At 75.4% G+C, this 20,241-nt stretch carries 2 protein-coding genes (1 of these 2 running past the window's edge); both read left to right on the forward strand.

Annotated elements, in window-relative coordinates; translation table 11 throughout:
* Window positions 1-8,340 carry a type I polyketide synthase gene (locus tag AB5J73_RS28370; RefSeq protein ID WP_370961714.1) on the forward strand — a complete coding sequence of 2,780 codons (8,340 nt, stop codon included), beginning with the start codon at window positions 1-3 and terminating at the stop codon, window positions 8,338-8,340.
* On the forward strand, window positions 8,337-20,241 hold the 5' portion of the coding sequence (locus tag AB5J73_RS28375) for a type I polyketide synthase (protein WP_370961715.1). It continues 8,234 nt past the right edge of the window; 11,905 of the gene's 20,139 nt are visible here — the first part of the coding sequence; its start codon is at window positions 8,337-8,339; the stop codon falls past the right edge of the window. The genes AB5J73_RS28370 and AB5J73_RS28375 overlap by 4 nt, the downstream gene beginning before the upstream one ends.

The following is a 20,241-nucleotide window of genomic DNA, read 5'->3' on the forward strand; positions in this document are numbered from 1 at the left end:
ATGGCCAGCGAGAGCCAGCTGCGTGACTACCTCAAGCGCGTCACCGCCGACCTGCACCGGTCGCGCCGGCGCGTGCGGGAGATGGAAGCCGCCGCCGCCGAGCCGGTGGCGGTCGTCGGGATCGGGTGCCGGTTCCCCGGTGGGGTCGCGACGCCGGACCAGCTGTGGGACCTCCTCGACGGCGGCACCGACGCGATCGGGCCGCTGCCCGCCGACCGCGGGTGGTCCGCGCTGCTGGCCGGCGTCGACCGCAGCACGATCAGCCTTGGCGACGTCGACGCGTGGCGCGGCGGTTTCGTCGAGGGGGCGGACCGGTTCGACGCCGGGTTCTTCCGCGTCTCCCCGCGCGAGGCGCTCGCCATGGACCCGCAGCAGCGGCTCCTGCTCGAAGTCACCTGGGAGGCGCTCGAACGCGCCCGGATCGTGCCCGCGAGCCTGCGCGGCAGCCGCACCGGCGTGTTCGTCGGCACCAACGGCCAGAGCTACGGCAAGCTCCTGGCCGCGTCCGGGGAGACCGTCGAAGGCCACGCCGGCACCGGCACCACCGCGGCCGTGCTCTCCGGCCGCGTCGCCTACACCTTCGGCTTCGAGGGCCCGTCGGTCACCGTCGACACCGCGTGCTCGTCCTCGTTGGTCGCCGCGCACTGGGCGACGCAGGCGCTGCGCTCCGGCGAGTGCTCCCTCGCACTCGCCGGCGGCGTCACGGTCATGGCGACCCCCGAGGCGTTCGCCGAGTTCAGCAAGCAGGGCGGGCTCGCCCCGGACGGCCGCTGCAAGGCGTTCGCCGACGGCGCGGACGGCGTCGGCTGGGCCGAAGGCGCCGGGATCCTTGTCCTGGAAAGGCTTTCCGACGCCCAGCGCCACGGCCACCCCGTCCTCGCCGTCCTCCGCGGCACGGCCGTGAACTCCGACGGTGCCAGCAGCGGCCTGACCGTCCCCAACGGACCCTCGCAGCAACGCGTGATCCAGGCCGCGCTCGCCGCGTCCGGACTGTCCACTTCGGACGTCGACGTCGTCGAGGCGCACGGCACCGGCACCCGGCTCGGCGACCCGATCGAAGCGCAGGCCCTGCTGGCCACCTACGGCCGCGACCGCGAGCACGACCTGCTGATCGGCTCGGTCAAGTCGAACTTCGGGCACACCCAGGCCGCGGCCGGCGTCGCCGGGATCATCAAGGCCGTCCTGGCCATCCGCCACGGCGAGGTGCCGCGCACCCTGCACGCCGACCGGCTCTCGTCCGAAGTGGACTGGAGGGCCGGGGCCGTCCGGCCGGTGACCGGAACGGAAGCGTGGCCGGAGACCGGCCGCCCGCGCCGCGCCGCCGTGTCGTCCTTCGGGGTCAGCGGCACCAACGCGCACACGATCGTCGAGCAGGCCCCCGAATCCGAGCCGGCCGATCGCGGCCCGCGCGCCGCCGGACCGGTGCCGTGGTTCGTCTCCGCCCGGTCGGAACCCGCGCTGCGCGCCCAGGCCGAAGCGCTGCTGGCCGCCACCGCCGACGACGCCGACCCGGCCGACATCGCCTTGTCGACCGCGACCACCCGCACGGCGTTCGAGCACCGCCTCGCGGTCGCCGGAACGGGCACCGCGGCCCTGCGCGAAGGCTTGCGTTCCTGGCTCGAGCAGGGTGCCGCCGCGACCGTGACCACCGGAACGGCGTCGCGCGGCGAGACCGCGTTCCTCTTCTCCGGCCAGGGCGCGCAGCGGAGCGGGATGGGCACCGGGCTCGCCGAGGCCCACCCGGTGTTCGCCGAGACGCTCGCCGACCTCTCGGCACGCCTCGGCGTGGTCACGGACGACCGGCTCGACCGGACCGAGTACGCGCAGCCCGCGCTGTTCGCCTACGAAGTCGCCCTGTACCGGCTGCTGGAGTCGTGGGGCGTGCGCCCGGCGTTCCTGGCCGGGCACTCGGTCGGCGAGATCGCGGCCGCGCACGTCGCCGGGGTGCTCTCGCTCGACGACGCCTGCGCCCTCGTTTCGGCCCGCGCGAAGCTGATGGGTGCGCTGCCCGGGGGCGGCGCGATGATCTCGGTCCGGGCGTCCGAAGCGGACGTCGCCGCCGAGGGCGTCGACGTCGCCGCCGTGAACGGCCCGGAGTCGGTGGTGCTCTCCGGTCCCGAAGCCGCCGTCACCGCGGTCGCCGCGCGGTTCCCCGGGGCCCGGCGGCTCAAGGTGTCCCACGCGTTCCATTCGCGCCTGATGGACCCGATGCTCGACGACTTCCGTTCCGTGGTCACGAAGCTTTCCTTCGCCGAGCCGCAGATCCCGGTCGTTGCGGGTGGGGACGTCACCGACCCGGAGTACTGGGTGCGGCAGGTCCGCGACACCGTCCGCTTCGGCGACGCCGTCGACCGGCTCACCGGGGCCGGGGTGACGCGGTTCGCCGAACTGGGCCCGTCGGCCGTCCTTTCCGGACTCGTCGCGGGAGCGATCCCCCTCGCGCGGAAGGACCACGACGAAGCCACCGCGCTGATCGCCGGGCTGGCCGCGCTGCACGTCGCGGGCGGCACCGTCGACTGGGCGGCCGTGCACCCCGGTGCCCGCCCGGTCGACCTGCCCACCTACGCGTTCCAGCGCGAGCGCTACTGGCCCACGCTCACCCCGCGCACCGGCGACGCGGCCGGGCTCGGCCTCACCCCCGTCCGGCACGCGCTGCTCGGCGCCGCCCTCGACGTCGCCGCGAGCACCGAGACCGTGCTCACCGGCACCGTGTCCCCGGCCACCCAGCCCTGGCTCGCCGGCCGGACCTCGTTCCCCGGCACGGGTTTCCTCGAACTGGCCCTGCGCGCGGCCCGCAACCTCGGCTGCCCGGAGCTCGCCGAGTTCACCCTCACCGCACCGCTCGCCCTGGCCCCGAAGGACGTCGTCGCACTCCAGGTCCGCGTGGGCCCACCCGACGCCGACGGCCGCCGCCCCATCGACGTCCACTCCGCGAACGCCGCACTTTCACGTGAAAGTGCCGACCAGGGGTCCGCACTTTCACGTGAAAGTGCGGCCTTCGAGGCGGGCTGGACGCACCACGCCGGGGGCACCCTGGCCGCGGTCGCCGGGCCGGAACCCGCCGTGCTGGCCGAAGGCGCGTACCTGACCGACGTCACGCTCGACGGGGACGCGGGCGCCTTCGACCTCCACCCCCTCCTGCTCGCCGAAGCAGTGCAAGCGTGCGGCGAGGAACCGGTGACCTGGCGCGGGGTTTCCCTGCACGCGCGGGGACTGACCCGGCTACGGCTGCGCGTCGCCCCGCTCGGCGGCACCACGGTGAGCCTCGCCCTGCTCGACTCCGCGGACCGGCCCGTGTTCGCCGCCGCCGAGGTCGAGTTCGGCGGCCCCGTCACCGAGGTCGAAGCCGCGCCGGCCACGCCGGTGCGGGTCCCGGCGAGCCCGGTGGCCGGCGACTGGGCGGCGCTCGGTGAGGCCGACCGCGTCCGTGCGGCCGAAGACCTCGTCCGCACCACCGTCGCCGCCGTGCTCGGCCACGGCGACACCGGCGCGGTCGGCACCGGCGACCCCTTCACCGACCTCGGCTTCGACTCGATGATGTCGGTCGAGCTGCGCAACCGGCTCACCGCCGCCACCGCGCTCGACCTGCCGGCCACGCTCGTGTTCGACCACCCGACCCCGGCCGCCGTCGCCCGGCTGCTGCTGGCCGGGCTCTTCGGCGGCGACGAGCGCACCGGCCCGGCCCGCCGGCCCCGGGCACGCACCGACGACCCGGTCGTGATCGTCGGCATGAGCTGCCGGTACCCGGGCGGCGTCCGTTCGCCGGACGACCTCTGGACGATGGTCGCGAACGGCCACGACGCCGTCGGCCCGTTCCCGGCTGACCGCGGCTGGGACCTCGCGACGCTCGCCGCGGGCGCGTCCGCCACCACCTACGGCGGCTTCCTCGACGGCATCGACCGCTTCGACGCCGCGTTCTTCGGCATCTCCCCGCGCGAGGCCCTCGCGATGGACCCGCAGCAGCGCCAGGTCCTGGAAACGTCGTGGGAAGCCCTCGAGGACGCCGGGATCGACCCGCTCGGCCTGCGCGCCACCCCGACCGGCGTGTTCGTCGGCACCAACGGCCAGGACTACGCGAGCGTGCTGGCGGGCAGCGACGCCGACGTCGGGGCGCACGCCGGGCTCGGCAACGCCGCCAGCGCGGTGTCCGGGCGGGTGTCCTACGTGCTCGGTCTCGAAGGCCCGTCGCTGACCGTCGACACGGCGTGCTCCTCGTCGCTGGTCGCGCTGCACCTGGCGGCGCAAGCGCTGCGGGCGGGGGAGTGCGAGCTCGCGCTCGTCGGCGGCGTGCTCGTGATGTCGAGCCCGAACTACTTCCTCGGGACCAGCCAGCAGGGCGGCCTCGCGCCGGACGGGCGCTGCAAGGCGTTCGCCGAAGCCGCCGACGGCACCGGCTGGGCCGAGGGCGTCGGGATGCTCGTCGTGGAACGGCTTTCCGACGCCCGCCGCAACGGGCACGAGGTCCTGGCGGTGGTGCGCGGCTCCGCGGTCAACTCCGACGGCGCGTCCAACGGCATCACCGCGCCCAACGGCCCGTCGCAGCGCCGGGTGATCCGGGCCGCGCTGGCCGACGCCGGACTGTCCACTTCGGACGTCGACGTCGTGGAAGCGCACGGCACCGGCACCACCCTGGGTGACCCGATCGAAGCCCAGGCGCTGCTGGCGACGTACGGGCAGGACCGCGAAACGCCGTTGCTGCTGGGGTCGTTCAAGTCGAACATCGGCCACACCCAGGCCGCCGCCGGCGTCGGCGGGGTGATCAAGGTCGTGCAGGCGATGCGGCACGGCCTGGTGCCGCCGACCTTGCACGTCGACGCGCCTTCGTCCCATGTGGACTGGACGGCCGGGTCGATCGGCCTGGTCACCGAAGCGACGCCGTGGCCGGAGGTGGACCGGCCGCGCCGGGCCGGGGTGTCCGCGTTCGGCGTCAGCGGGACCAACGCGCACGTCGTGCTCGAAGAGGCTCCCGAAGCGCCCGCCCCGGCGCCGGAACCGCCGGCCGCCGTGGTGCCGTGGGTGCTTTCGGCCCGCAGCCGGACCGCGCTGCACGCCCAGGCCGCTCGCCTGGCCGGCGCCCGGTCGCCGCTCGCCGCCACCGGGCTCGCCCTCGCCACCCGCCGGGCCGCGCTGGAGCACCGCGCGGTCGTCGTCGGGGCCGACGTCGAGGAGATGCGCTCGGCGCTGGCCGGGAACCTCCTCGAGGGCACTGTGCGCGACGGTGGCACGGCGCTGCTGTGCACCGGCCAGGGCTCGCAACGGCTCGGCATGGGCCGCGGGTTGTACGACCGGTTCCCCGAGTACCGCGAGGCCTTCGACGAGGTCTGCGCCGAGTTCGGCGCCGGGCTGGAGGACGTCGTCTTCGGCGACGACGCGGCGCTGCTCGACACCACCGGCTGGGCGCAGCCGGCGATCTTCGCGGTCGAGGTCGCGCTGCTGCGGCTGCTGGACGCCTGGGGGGTCCGGGCCGACCACCTGGCCGGGCACTCGATCGGCGAGATCGCCGCCGCCCACGCGGCCGGGGTGCTCTCGCTGACGGACGCGTGCGCGCTCGTCGCGGCGCGCGCCCGGCTGATGCAGGAACTGCCGGCGGGCGGGGCGATGTTCGCCCTGCGCGCGAGCGCCGCCGACGTCGAGCCGCTGCTCGGCCCGGATGTCGCGCTCGCCGCCGTCAACGGGCCGTCGTCGGTGGTGATCGCCGGGACCGAAGCCGCCACGCTCGCGGTGGCGGACCGGTTCGAGAGGGCGCGCCGGCTCACCGTCAGCCACGCGTTCCACTCGCCGCTGGTGGAGCCGATGCTGGAGGACTTCGCCAAGGTCGTCGCCGGGCTGGACCTGCGGCCGCCGCGCCGGTCGCTGCTCTCCGCGGTGACCGGCCGGCCGGAACACGAGCTGTTCGCCACCGCCGGGTACTGGGTGGACCACGTGCGCCGGACCGTCCGCTTCGGCGAGGTCGTCGCGGACCTGGCCGGGCGCGGGGTCACGCGGTTCGTCGAGGTCGGCCCGGACGCCGTGCTGTGCGGGATGGCCGCCGAGACCGTCGAAGCCACGTTCGTGCCGCTGCTGCGCGCGGGCCGCGACGAGGAGACCACGATCGTCACCGCGCTGGGCCGGCTGCACGTCGACGGCCTCGAGATCGACTGGCACCGCTTCTTCGCCGGGGCCGACGCGCGCGGGGTCCGGCTGCCGACGTACCCGTTCGACGGCGAGCGGTTCTGGCCGGAGCCCGCGGCCGCGGTGCCCGTCGAGCCCGCGGACGGGTTCTGGGCCGCGATCGAGGGCACCGACGTCACCTCGCTGGCCGCGGAACTCGGCACCGACGCGGCCGAGCTGGCCCGGGTGCTGCCCGCGCTTTCCGCGCACCGCAAGGGACACGTCGACCGGACCACGACCGACGGCTGGCGGTACCGCGTCGACTGGCAGCCCTTCACGGGCACGGCCGCGCCACGCCGGGAGGACTGGCTGATCGCGGTCCCGGCGTCGCTCGACGGCGACGAACGCGTCGAGGTGCTGGTCGACGTGCTGGGCGCGGACACCGTCCGGCTGGTGGTGGACGGGCCGGACCGCGTGCCCCTCGCGGAGCGGATCACGGCGCTGCTGGAGACGTTCCCGAGCCCGGCGGGGGTGCTTTCGCTGCTCGCGCTCGACGAGACGCCCGCAGCGGAGGCGCCGTCGGTGCCCGCCGGCCTCGCGACCACGGCGGCCCTGGTGCAGGCCCTCGGCGACGCGGGTGTCGACGCACCGCTGTGGTGCCTGACCACGGGCGGCGTGCGGACCGGCCCGGCCGACGCGGCGGGCAGTCTCGCGCAGGCCGCGGTGTGGGGCCTGGGCCGGGTGGCCGCGATGGAGTACCCCGGCCGCTGGGGCGGGCTCATCGACGTACCGCCGGACTTCGAACCCCGCGCACTGACCCGCCTGCCGGGAGCGCTCGCGGCGGCGGGGGAGGAGGACCAGCTCGCCCTGCGCGCGACCGGCGCGCTGGTGCGGCGGCTCGTGCCCGATCCTGCGGGACCACCCGCCGGGCACGGGGGCGAGGTGCCCGCCGACGGCACGGTGCTCGTCACCGGTGGTACCGGCGCCCTCGGCGGCAAGCTCGCGCACTGGCTCGCCGACTCCGGTGCCGCCCACATCGTCCTCACCAGCCGCCGGGGGCTCGACGCGCCCGGGGCCTGCGAACTGGCCGACGAGCTCACCGCCACGGGCGCCCGCGTGACCGTCGCCGCTTGCGATGTCTCCGATCGGGACGGTCTGCGGCGGCTCATCGAGAGCCTGCCGCCCGAATTCCCCCTCCGCGGGGTCGTGCACGCGGCCGGTGTCCTCGACGACTGCGTGGTCGACGCCGTCGACCCGGGCCGGTTCGAAACGGTCCTGCGGCCCAAGACCACCGCCGCCGTGAACCTGCACGAACTGACCGCCGACCTCGATCTCGGCCTCTTCGTGCTCTTCGCCTCGATCGCGGGCACCGTCGGCGGGCCCGGGCAGGGCAGCTACGCCGCCGCGAACGCCGTGCTCGACGCGCTCGCCGAGCAGCGGGCCGCCGCCGGGTTGCCCGCGCTGTCGGTCGCGTGGGGGGCCTGGGGTGAGGTCGGCATGGCGGCCGACCCCGCCATCCAGGAACGCATGCGCCGCAGCGGGGCCGCCGCCCTCGCCCCGCGCCGGGCGCTGCTGGCCCTCACCGAAGCGCTGCGCCGCGGGGACACCTCGGTGACCGTCGCCGACATCGACTGGACGCGGTACGCGCCCGGCATGGCGCTCATGCGGCCGACGCACCTGCTCGACGGCATCCCCAGCGCCCGCACCGCCATCGAAGCCGCGCGCGAAGCCCCGGAGACCGCCGAGGCGCCGCTGGCCGAGCAGCTGGCCGGGATGCCGGAACCCGAGCGCGTCAGCACGCTGTCGAAGGCGGTGCGGACGGCCGCCGCGATGATCCTCGGGCACGCCTCGGGGGACGCGATCGAGCCCGAGGCGAAGTTCGGCCTGCTCGGCTTCGACTCGCTGAGCGCGGTCGAGTTCCGCAACCTCCTGGCCCGGCGCACCGGGCTGAACCTGCCGCAGGGCCTGGTCTTCGACCACCCGACGCCGCTCGCGCTCGCGCAGTACCTGCGTGCCGAGCTGGTGCCGGCCGACCGGCCCGCGGCCGATCCACTGGACGCCGAGCTGGCCGGCCTGGAACGGGCGGTGGCGGCCGGTGACCTCGACGAAACCCGCCGGGACGCGGTGTCCCGGCGGCTGCACCGCCTGCTCGACGGGCTGCGGCCCGACCGCGCGGCCGGCGAAGACGTCTTCGCGGCTTCGGACGACGAAATGTTCGACCTGCTCGGCAAGGAGTTCGGGATCTCGTGAGCACGCAGGATGGGCGAGCGCTGATGGACAACGAAGAGAAGCTCCGGCACTTCCTCAAGCGCGTCACCGTGGAGCTGCAGGAGACGCGCGAGAAGCTGCGGGAGGCCGAGACGGCCGACCAGGAACCGATCGCGATCGTCGGTCTGGGCTGCCGCTTCCCGGGTGGCGCGTCGACCCCGGAAGCGTTGTGGGACCTGCTGTCCGCCGGGCGGGACGCGATCACCGAGTTCCCCGAGGACCGCGGCTGGGACGTCGACCGGCTGCACGACCCGGACGGCGCCGCGCGCGGTACGTCCTACGTGCGCCACGGCGGGTTCCTGCACGACGCCGGCGACTTCGACCCGGCGTTCTTCGGCATCTCCCCGCGCGAGGCGCTGGTCATGGACCCGCAGCAGCGGCTGATGCTCGAAATCTCGTGGGAGGCGATCGAGCGCGCGGGCATCGACCCGGCGTCGCTGCGCGGCTCCTCGACCGGGGTGTTCACCGGCACGAACTTCCAGGACTACATCCACCTCGCCGCCGGCGCGGCCGAAGGCGCCGAGGACTACCTCTCGACGGCCAACGCCTCCAGTGTCCTTTCCGGACGCGTGGCCTACGCGCTCGGCTTGGAGGGGCCCGCGATCACCGTCGACACCGCGTGCTCGGCGTCGCTGGTCGCGATGCACCTGGCCGCGCACGCGCTGCGCCGCGGGGACTGCTCGCTGGCACTGGCCGGCGGCGCGACCGTGATGGCCACCCCGACGTTGTTCATCGCCTTCAGCCGCCAGCGCGGGCTCGCCCCCGACGGCCGCTGCCGCTCGTTCGCCGAAGGCGCGGCGGGCACCGGCTGGGGTGAAGGCGCGGGCGTGCTCGTGCTGGAGCGGCTGTCCGACGCCGAGCGCCACGGCCACCGGGTCCTCGCCGTGCTGCGGGGCAGCGCGGTCAACCAGGACGGTGCCTCCAACGGCCTGACCGCCCCGAGCGGCCCGGCGCAGGAACGCGTCATCCGCGCGGCGCTCACCGGTGCCGGGCTGACCCCGGCCGACGTCGACGCCGTCGAGGCGCACGGGACCGGGACCACGCTCGGCGACCCGATCGAGGCCCGCGCGCTGGCCGCCACCTACGGCCGGGACCGCGGCGGCGAACCGCTGTGGCTCGGCTCGGTGAAGTCGAACCTGGGCCACACCCAGGCCGCCGCCGGCGTGGCCGGGGTGCTGAAGATGGTCCTCGCACTGCAGCACGGCGTCCTGCCGGAGACCCTGGGCGTCGACGCGCCGACGTCGGCGCTCGACTGGGACAGCAGCGGGCTCGCGCTGGTCACCGGGACCCGGCCGTGGCCGGAGACCGGGCGGCCGCGCCGGGCGGGCGTCTCGTCGTTCGGGCTGAGCGGGACCAACGCGCACGTCATCCTGGAGCAGGCGCCCGCGGTCGAGGCCGTCGCCGAGCCGGCGCCGCGGGTACCGGGGGTGCTGAACTGGCCGGTGTCCGGCAAGAACGCCGCCGGGCTGCGCGGGCAGGCCGCCCGCTTGCTGTCCGTTGTGGACACGGAGACCCGGCTGCTGGACCTGGCTTACTCATTGGGTGTTTCGCGGGCCGCGCTGCCGCACCGCGCCGTCGTCACCGGGTCCACTGTGGACGACCTCCGGGCCGGGCTCGCGGCGCTGGCGGACTGGACTTCCGAGGCCGCGGCTTCGGGCGCGGTCGCGTTCCTGTTCACCGGGCAGGGCTCGCAGCGCGCCGGGATGGGCCTCGAACTGCGGGCCGCGTTCCCGGTGTTCGCCGAAGCGTGGGACGCCGTGTGCGCCCACCTCGACCCGGCGCTCGACGAGGTCGTGCGCACCGGTACCGGGCTCGACGACACGAAGAACGCGCAGGCCGCGTTGTTCGCGTTGGAGGTCGCGCTCTTCCGGCTCGCGGAGTCGTGGGGGCTGCGGCCCGACTACCTGCTCGGGCACTCCGTCGGCGAGCTGGCCGCGGCGCACGTCGCCGGCGTGTTCTCGCTGGAAGACGCCTGCGCGCTGGTCACCGCCCGCGGCCGGCTCATGCAGGAGCTGCCGGCCGGCGGTGCGATGCTCGCCGCCGAGCTCACCGAAGCCGAAGCCCTCGCCCTGATCACCGGCCCCGGGGTCTCGCTGGCCGCGGTCAACGGGCCGGACTCCGTGGTGTTCTCCGGGGACGCGGCGGCCATCGACGCCCTCGAGGCCGCGCTGAGCGAGCGCCGGACCAAGCGGCTGCGGGTCAGCCACGCCTTCCACTCGGCGCGGATGGAGCCGATGCTCGGCGAGTTCGCCGCCGTCGCGCGCCGGATTTCCTACGGCGAAGCGACTTTGCCGATCGTTTCGAACCGCACCGGCCGGGTCGCGACCGCCGGGGAGCTGCAGGACCCGGCCTACTGGGTTTCGCACGTGCGGGACACCGTCCGCTTCGGCGACGGCGTGCGGTGGCTGGCCGAGCGGGACGTCACCCGGTTCGTCGAACTGGGTCCCGACGGCGTGCTGTCCGCCATGGCGAGCGGCGCCGGTGACGACGTCAAGGGCGTGCCGCTGCTGCGAGCCGGGCGGCCGGAGGAGCAGTGCATCGCGGCCGCGCTCGGCACCCTGCACGTCGCGGGAGTCCCCGTGGACTGGGCCGGGTTCTACGCCGGCACCGGCGCGCGGCTGATCGACCTGCCGACGTACGCCTTCCAGCACCAGCGCTACTGGCCCGAGGCGACACCGCCGGGCGCGGTGGCGACCGATCCGGGCGGGCTCGGCCTGACCGCGGCCGGGCACCCGCTGCTCGGCGCGGCCACCGGCCTGGCCGACGGCGAGGGCCACCTGTTCACCGGCCGGCTCTCCGCGGCGGCGACGCCGTGGCTGGCCGACCACGTCGTCCTGGGCTCGATCCTGTTGCCCGGCACGGCTTTCCTGGAGCTGGCGATGCGGGCAGGCGACAGCGTCGGCTGCCCGCGGGTGGCCGAGCTGACCCTGGAAGCGCCGCTGGTCCTGTCCGCACGCGGCGGCGTCCGGCTGCAGCTGCTCGTCGGGGCCCCGGACCACGCCGGGCGGCGCGCGTTCACCGTCCACTCGCGACTCGAGGACGAACCCGATGACACGGCCTGGGAGCGCCACGCCGGCGGCGTGCTCGCCCCCGGGGCCGCGGAACCGGTGCCGCTGCCGTGGCCGCCCGAGGCCGCCGAGGAGGTCGACCTCACCGGCTTCTACGACGGCCTGGCGTCGGCCGGGTTCGGCTACGGCCCGGCCTTCCAGGGCCTGGAGCGCGTCTGGCGCCGGGGCACCGAGGTGTTCGCCGAGGTGACCGCCCCGCGGCCGGCGGGCGCAACCGACGCCTACGGCCTCCACCCGGCGGTCCTCGACGCGGCCTTGCACGCCTTGGGCGCGGCGGACCGCGGCGAGGACGCCGACCGGCTGCTGCCGTTCGCGTGGACGGGCGTGACGCTGCACGCCCCGGGCGCCTCGGCGCTGCGGGTCCGGATCGACGCGGCCGACCCGGTGTCGGTGGCGCTCGAGGTCACCGACACCGCGGGCGAACCGGTGGCGTCGGTGGAGGCGCTCGCGCTGCGCCCGGTCGCCGCGGGCACCGGCGCGGGCCGGAAGGCGCGGCACGAGTCGCTGTTCACCGTGGACTGGGTCCCGGTCCCAGCCCCAGCGCCCGCCGAGCTGAAGGGGACGTTCCCCGCATCTGGTGAGCTGAAGGGGACTTTCCTCGCAGCAGGTGAGACGAACGTCCCCTTCAGCCTGTACCGGCCGGAGGTACGCGGCGAAACCCCCGAAGCCGTCCGCGAGACCCTGCGTGAGGTCCTCGAGACCGTGCAGAACTGGCTGGAAGACGAGCGTTTCGCCGACTCCCACCTGGTCGTCGTGGCCAGTTCCACCGACCTCGCCACCGCGCCGATCTGGGGGCTCCTCGGCTCAGCGCAGGCCGAACAGCCCGGCCGCATCACGCTCGTCGACACCGGCGACGACGCGCTGCTCGCCGCCGCCGTCGCGCTGGGGGAGCCGAAGGTCGCCGTCCGCGAGGGAAAGCTGCACGTCCCGCGGCTCGGCCGGGCCGCCGTCGCGCCCGCGGCCGAAGGCCGCTTCGACGGCACCGTCCTCATCACCGGCGGCCTCGGCGGCCTCGGCTCGCACCTCGCCCGGCACCTGGTCGCCGAGCACGGCGCCCGCCGCCTGCTGCTGCTCGGCCGCCGCGGCCCGGACACCCCGGGCGCGGCCGAGCTGATCGCCGGGCTGGGGGTCGAAGCCACCGCCATCGCCTGCGACGTCACCGACCGCGAAGCCCTGGCCGCGGTCTTCGCCGAGCACGAGATCACCGCCGTCGTGCACACCGCGGGAGTCCTCGACGACGCCACCTTCGGCACGCTCACCCCGGAGCAGCTCGACGCCGTCCTGCGGCCCAAGGTCGACGCGGCCTGGCACCTCCACGAACTCGCCGAGCACGCCGAGACGTTCGTGCTCTTCTCCTCCGTGGCCGGGGTGTTCGGCGCGGCCGGGCAGGGCAACTACGCAGCCGGCAACGCCTTCCTCGACGCCCTCGCCGCCCACCGGCGCGCGCACGGCCGCCCCGCCGTCAGCCTCGCCTGGGGCGCGTGGGAGACCGGCATGGCCGGCACCCTCACCGACGCCGACGTCGACCGGATGACCCGGGCGGGCACCCCGCCGCTGGCCCTGGGCCAGGGCCTCAGCCTGTTCGACGCCGCCCTCGGCGCGGACGACGCCCTCCTCGCGCCGGTCCGGCTCGACCTCGACACGCTGTCCGCCGCGCCCGAGGTGCCGCCGCTGCTGCGCCGCCTGGTCCGCGGCACCGCCCGTCGCCGGGCCCGCGCAGACTCCGGCCTCACCGCCCGGCTCGCCGGGCTGGGCCCGGCGGACCGGCAGCGCGCGCTCGTCGACCTCGTCCGCACGCACGTCGTCGGCCTGCTCGGCTACAGCTCGATCGGCCAGGTCGAGCCCGGGCAGTCCTTTGCGGACCTCGGCTTCGACTCGCTGTCGGCGGTCGAGCTGCGCAATGCCGTGCAGGCCGAGACCGGGCTGCGGCTGCCCGCGACGCTCGTCTTCGACTACCCGACCGTCCTGGCACTGGCCCGCCACCTGCACGACGAGCTGGTCGGCACCCTGGACGCGGTCCAGGCGCCGGCGCGGACGACACCGGTCGAGGCCGACCCGGTCGTCATCGTGTCCATGGGCTGCCGCTACCCGGGCGGCATCACCTCGCCCGACGAGCTGTGGGACTTCGTGCTCGCCGACGGCGACGGCGTCTCCCGCTTCCCGGGCGACCGCGGCTGGCCGGTCGACGCGCTCTACCACCCCGACCCCGACCACGCGGGCACCAGCTACACCCGCGAAGGCGGCTTCCTCGACGACGTCGCCGGGTTCGACCCGGGCTTCTTCGGCATCTCCCCGCGCGAGGCACTGGCGATGGACCCGCAGCAGCGCCAGCTGCTCGAGACGTCGTGGGAGGCCCTGGAGCGCGCCGGGATCCGGCCGGAAACCCTGCGCGGCAGCCGCACCGGTGTCTACGCCGGGATCATGTACCACGACTACCTCGGCGCGAACGTCGAGTTCCCGGCCGACTCGCTCGGCTACCTCGGCACCGGCAACGCGGGCAGCGTGCTCTCCGGGCGCCTGTCCTACGTGTTCGGCCTGGAGGGGCCGTCGGTCACCGTCGACACGGCGTGCTCGTCCTCGCTGGTCGCGCTGCACATGGCCGCGACCGCGCTGCAGCGCGGCGAGTGCGAGCTGGCCCTGGCCGGCGGGGTGACCGTGATGGCGACCCCGGGGACGTTCATCGACTTCAGCCGCCAGCGCGGGCTCGCCGCCGACGGCCGGTGCAAGTCCTATGCGGACGCCGCCGACGGCGTCGGCTGGTCCGAAGGCGTCGGCATCCTCGTGCTGGAACGGCTTTCCGACGCGAAACGCAACGGCCACCCGGTCTTGGCGGTGGTCCGCGGCAGCGCGGTCAACTCCGACGGCGCGTCGAACGGCTTGACGGCGCCGAACGGCCCGTCGCAGCAACGCGTGATCCGCCAGGCGCTGTCCGCCGCCGGTCTGTCCACTTCGGACGTCGACGTCGTCGAAGGTCACGGCACCGGGACCACCCTGGGCGACCCGATCGAAGCCCAGGCGCTGCTGGCCACCTACGGCCAGGACCGCGACGAGTTCCGGCCCCTGCTGCTCGGCTCGATCAAGTCGAACCTGGGACACACCCAGGCCGCCGCGGGCGTCGCGGGTGTGATCAAGTCCGTCTACGCGCTGCGGTCCGGCGTCGTGCCGAAGACCCTGCACGTCGACACCCCCTCGTCCCATGTGGACTGGACGGCCGGCGACATCGAGCTGGTCACCGCGACCCGGCCGTGGCCGGAGACCGGACGCCCGCGCCGCGCGGCGGTGTCGTCGTTCGGCATCAGCGGCACCAACGCCCACGTCGTGCTGGAACAGCCCCCGGCCGCCGAGCCGGAAGCCGCTTTCGCCGGCCGGCCGGCGCCGTGGCTGCTGTCGGCGCGCACCCCGGAAGCCCTGCGGGCGCAGGCGAGCCGGCTCCTGGCCCTCGACCCCGGTGACGCCGCCTGGTCCTTGGCCACGACGCGCACCACGTTCGAGCACCGCGCGGTCCTGACGGGCGACCCGCTGGCCGCCCTCGCCGCACTGGCCGACGGCACCGACGCACCCGGGCTCGCGGTCGGCGAAGCGGTTTCCGGCGCCCGGACGGCGTTCCTGTTCACCGGCCAGGGCGCCCAGCGCGCCGGGGCGGGCCGCGAGCTGTACGAGCGGTTCCCCGTGTTCGCCGCCGCGCTCGACGAGGTCTGCGCGCACTTCGGCCCATCGCTGCGGGAGCGGATGTTCGACGCCGACGCGTCCCTGGAGCCGACGGACGTCGCTCAGCCCGCGCTGTTCGCGATCGAGGTCGCGCTGTACCGGCTCGTGCGCTCGTGGGGCGTCACCCCGGACCTGCTGCTCGGGCATTCGATCGGCGAGCTGGCCGCCGCGCACGTCGCCGGGGTGTTCTCCCTCGAGGACGCCTGCCGGCTCGTCGCCGCACGCGGCCGGCTGATGGCCGCGCTGCCCGCCGGTGGTGCGATGGTCGCCGTCAACGCGCCCGAAGCCGTCGTGGCGGAAGCACTGGACGACCGGGTGTCGATCGCCGCGGTGAACGGGCCGGAGTCGGTCGTCATCTCCGGTGCCGAAGCCGCCGTGACGGAAATCGCCGCCGCGTTCGCCGCGGACGGGCACCGGACCCGCCGCCTCGACGTCAGCCACGCCTTCCACTCGCCGCTGATGGACCCGATGCTCGACGAGTTCCGCGCGGTCGCGGAGACGATCGAGTACGCGCCCGCGGACCTGCCGGTGGTGTCGAACCTGACCGGCGCGGTCGCCGGGCCCGAACTGTCCACAGCGGACTACTGGGTCCGGCACGTCCGCGGCGCCGTCCGGTTCGCCGACGGCGTCACGACCCTGGCCGCCGACGGCGTCACGGCGTTCCTGGAGCTCGGCCCGGCCGGGGTGCTGAGCGCGCTGGCCGCGGAAACCCTGCCGCCGGAAGCGGTCGCCGTCCCGTGCCTGCGCCGCGACCGCGGCGAGGAGGAGTCCGCCGTCGACGCGCTCGCCGCGCTGCACCTGCACGGGGTCGCCGTCGAGTGGGCGTCCTACCTGGACGGTGGCCGGCGGGTCGAGCTGCCGACGTACCCGTTCCAGCACGAGCGGTTCTGGCCGCGGGTGGCCCTGCTGACCGGCGGCACCGGCCTCGACGCCGTCGCCCACCCGCTGCTCGGCGGCGGCATCGAGCTGCCCGAGTCCGGAGGTTTCCTCTACACCGCAAGGCTTTCCCTCGCCGCGCACCCGTGGCTGGCCGGGCACCGGATCGCCGGTTCGGTGCTGCTGCCCGGGACCGCGCTGCTGGAGCTGGCGGCCGCGGCCGGCGAGCAGGCGGGCTGCCCGGCCGTCGGCGAGCTGACCCTCGAAGCGCCGCTGGTGCTGGGGGACGAGGCCGGCACGCACGTCCAGATCGCGGTCGGTGCGCCCGGCGCGGACGGCGAGCGGCCGATCTCGATCTACTCCCGCCGTGAAGACGCGCCCGACGAGCTGTGGACCCGCCACGCCGGCGGCACGCTGCTCGTGACCGGTGAGCCGGCCGCGCCGGTCACCCGCCCGGCCGACGCCACCGGGATCGACCTCGACGGCCTCTACGACCGGTTCGCCGACCAGGGCTTCGAATACGGGCCGGCGTTCCGGGGCCTGACCGCCGCCTGGCGCCACGGCGAAGACGTCTACGCCGAAGCCGAACTGCCGGAGGACGAGCCGGCCGAGACGTACGGCCTGCACCCGGCGCTGCTCGACGCGTGCCTGCACGCGACCTCGTTCAGCCCGGCCGTGCGGCCCGGCGCCCTGCCGTTCTCGTGGGCGGGCGTCACCGTGCACGCCGCGAGCGCGACCGCGGTGCGGCTGCGCGTCTCGCCCGCCGGGGACGACGCCGTGTCCTTGCACCTGACCGACCCTGGCGGCGAGCCGGTCGCGACCGTGCGTTCGCTGGTGCTGCGGCCGCAGTCCGCGACCCCGGCGCTCGACCGCGACGCGCTGTTCCAGCTCGACTGGACCCCGATCGCCGTCGGCGCCCCGGAAACGGCCGCGGTGTCGGTCGCCGGCGTCGACCCGCTCGGCTTGTCCGCCGGTTTCCCCGCCGCCACCCGGCTTTCCGGCCCCCTTGACGCCACCGAGGGTGTCGTCCTGTGGCCGATCGCCGGTACCGAGCACGCCGATGTCGTCCGGGAGACGCACGAACTGACCACGCACGTCCTGGGCCTGCTGCAGGACTGGCTGGCCGAGGAGCGGCCCGCGCGGCTCGTGCTCGTGACCCGGGGCGCGACGACCGGCGCCGACCTGCCCGCGGCGGCCGTCTGGGGCCTGGTCCGCACCGCGCAGGTCGAGCACCCGGGCCGCGTCGCGCTCGTCGACCTCGACGGCACCGACGCGTCCCTGGCCGCCCTCCCGAACGCCCTCACCACCGGCGAACCGCAGCTCACGCTGGTGGCCGGCGAACCCCGCGCGGCCCGCCTCGCCCGCGCCGACCCCGCACTTTCACGTGAAAGTGCCGACCAGGGAGCCGCACTTTCACGTGAAAGTGCGGGGTGGGATCCGGACGGGACCGTGCTGATCACCGGGGGGACCGGGGGGCTCGGCGGGTTGTTGGCGCGGCACCTGGTCGCCGAGCACGGTGCCCGGCACCTGCTGCTGGTCAGCCGCCGCGGGCCGGCCGCCGAGGGCGCGGCCGAGCTGGTCGCCGACCTGACCGCCGCCGGTGCCCAGGTCGACGTGCGGGCCTGCGACATCGCCGACCGCGACGCGCTGCGGGCCCTGCTCGGCGGCGTCTCGCCGGAGCACCCGCTGACCGCGGTCGTGCAGACCGCCGGCGTCCTCGACGACGGCGTCCTCGGCTCGCTCACGCCCGAGCGGCTGGCGACCGTGCTGCGGCCCAAGGTCGACGCGGCCTGGAACCTGCACGAGCTGACCCGCGACCTCCCGCTGGCCGCGTTCGTCTCGTTCTCCTCGGTCGCCGGCACGTTCGGCGGCGCCGGGCAGGCGAACTACGCGGCCGCCAACGCCTTCCTCGACGCGCTCGCCCTGCGCCGCACCGCCGGCGGGCTACCGGCGCAGTCGCTGGGCTGGGGCCCGTGGGCCGCGGCGACCGGGATGACCCGGACGCTCAGCGACGCCGACTTCGAGCGGATGGCCCGGCTCGGCATGCCCGTGCTGCAGCCCGAGCAGAGCATCCGCCTGTTCGACCGGGCGCTCACCACCGAACGCGCGGTGCTGCTGCCGGTCCGCCTCGACCTCCCGGTGCTGCGCTCGCAGCCGGAGATCCCGCCGCTGCTGCGCGGGCTCGTCCGCGTCACCGGCCGCAAGCAGGCCGGCCGCGGATCCGCCGGGCTGCTCCGCCGCCTGGCCGGGCTGACGCCGGAAGAACGTGCCGAAGCGCTGCTGACGCTGGTGCGCGAACAGGTCGCGCTGGTGCTCGGGCACGCCGACGCGACGGCCGTCCCGGCCGCGAAGACGTTCCAGGAACTGGGTTTCGACTCGCTGACCGCGGTCGACCTGCGCAACAAGCTGACCGCCGCGTCCGGGGTCGCGCTGGCCGCCACCACGGTGTTCGACTACCCGACGGTGACCGCGCTGGCCCGCCACCTCGCCGAGCAGCTGGGCGACGGCGACGGCAACCGCACCGAGGCCGCCCCGGTGCGGGTCGCGGTGACCGACGAGCCGATCGCGATCGTCGCGATGAGCTGCCGCTACCCGGGCGGCGTCACCACCCCCGAACAGCTCTGGGAGCTGGTCACCGGCGGCGCCGACGCGATCACCGAGTTCCCGGCCGACCGCGGCTGGGACGTCGACGCGCTCTACGACCCCGACCCGGACCACCCGGGCACGTCCTACACACGCCACGGCGGCTTCCTGCACGACGCGGCCGAGTTCGACGCCGCGTTCTTCGGGATGAGCCCGCGCGAGGCCGTCGCCACCGACACCCAGCAGCGGCTGCTCCTGGAAGTCTCGTGGGAGGCGTTCGAGCGGGCCGGCATCGACCCGCGCAGCCTGCGCGGCAGCCGGACCGGCGTGTTCGCCGGCGTGATGTACAACGACTACAACAGCCTCGTCGCGGGCGCTGACCTGGAGGCCTACCAGGGCAACGGCAGCGCGGGCAGCGTCGCTTCCGGCCGCGTCGCCTACGTGCTCGGGCTGGAGGGCCCGGCGGTCACCGTGGACACGGCGTGTTCGTCGTCGCTGGTGGCGTTGCACTGGGCGGCGCAGGCGCTGCGCTCGGGGGAGTGCTCCCTGGCGCTGGCCGGGGGTGTCACCGTGATGTCGACGCCGGGGACGTTCGTCGGGTTCTCGCGCCAGCGCGGGCTTTCCCCGGACGGCCGCTGCAAGTCCTTCGGGAACGGCGCGGACGGTGTCGGCTGGTCCGAAGGCGCCGGAATGCTGCTGCTGGAACGGGTTTCCGACGCCAAGCGCAACGGGCACCCGATCCTGGCCGTGGTCCGAGGGAGTGCGGTCAACTCCGATGGCGCGTCGAACGGCTTGACGGCGCCGAACGGCCCGTCGCAGCAACGCGTGATCCGCCAGGCGCTGTCCGCCGCCGGTCTGTCCACTTCGGACGTCGACGTCGTCGAAGGCCACGGCACCGGGACCACCCTGGGCGACCCGATCGAGGCCCAGGCGCTGCTCGCGACCTACGGCCAGGAGCGGGAAACGCCGCTGCTGCTCGGTTCGGTGAAGTCGAACATCGGCCACACCCAAGCCGCGGCCGGTGTCGCGGGCGTGATCAAGGTGGTCACCGCGCTGCGGCACGGGATCGTCCCGCCGTCGTTGCACGCCGCGGAAGTGTCCTCGCACGTGGACTGGGCGGCCGGGGACGTCGAGGTCGTCACCGGGAACCGGCCGTGGCCGGAGACCGGGCGGGTGCGGCGCGCGGCGGTGTCGTCGTTCGGCATCAGCGGCACCAACGCCCACACGATCATCGAACAGGCGCCGGAACCCGTGCTCGCGGAGGCGCCGCCGGACGCCGGGGTCGTGCCGTGGCCGGTGTCGGCCACGACCGACCGCGCGCTGCGGGAGCAGGCCGCGCGGCTGGCCGGCCTCGACGCCAACCGCGTCGACGCCGGGTACACCCTCGCCACCGGCCGGGCCGCGTTCGACCACCGCGCGGTGGTCTTGTCGGAGCACCGCGCCGAACTGTCCGCCGCGCTGGCCGCGCTGGCGGCGGGCGAGCCGCACCCGGCCGTCGTGACCGGGCGCGTGGTCGAATCGGCGAAGCTCGCCGCGCTGTTCGCCGGTCAAGGTGCCCAGCGGCTGGGCATGGGACGGAAGCTCTACGCGCGCTACCCCGTGTTCGCGCGGGCGTGGGACGCGATCGCCGAGCAGCTGCCCGGCGAGT

Origin of the sequence: Amycolatopsis sp. cg9 (assembly GCF_041346945.1) — a bacterium.
Lineage (GTDB): Bacteria > Actinomycetota > Actinomycetes > Mycobacteriales > Pseudonocardiaceae > Amycolatopsis.

Bases quoted from the DNA above. Each gene is read 5' to 3' on its own strand.
- AB5J73_RS28370 (WP_370961714.1), top strand. From the start codon at position 1: ATGGCCAGCGAGAGCCAGCTGCGTGACTACCTCAAGCGCGTCACCGCC.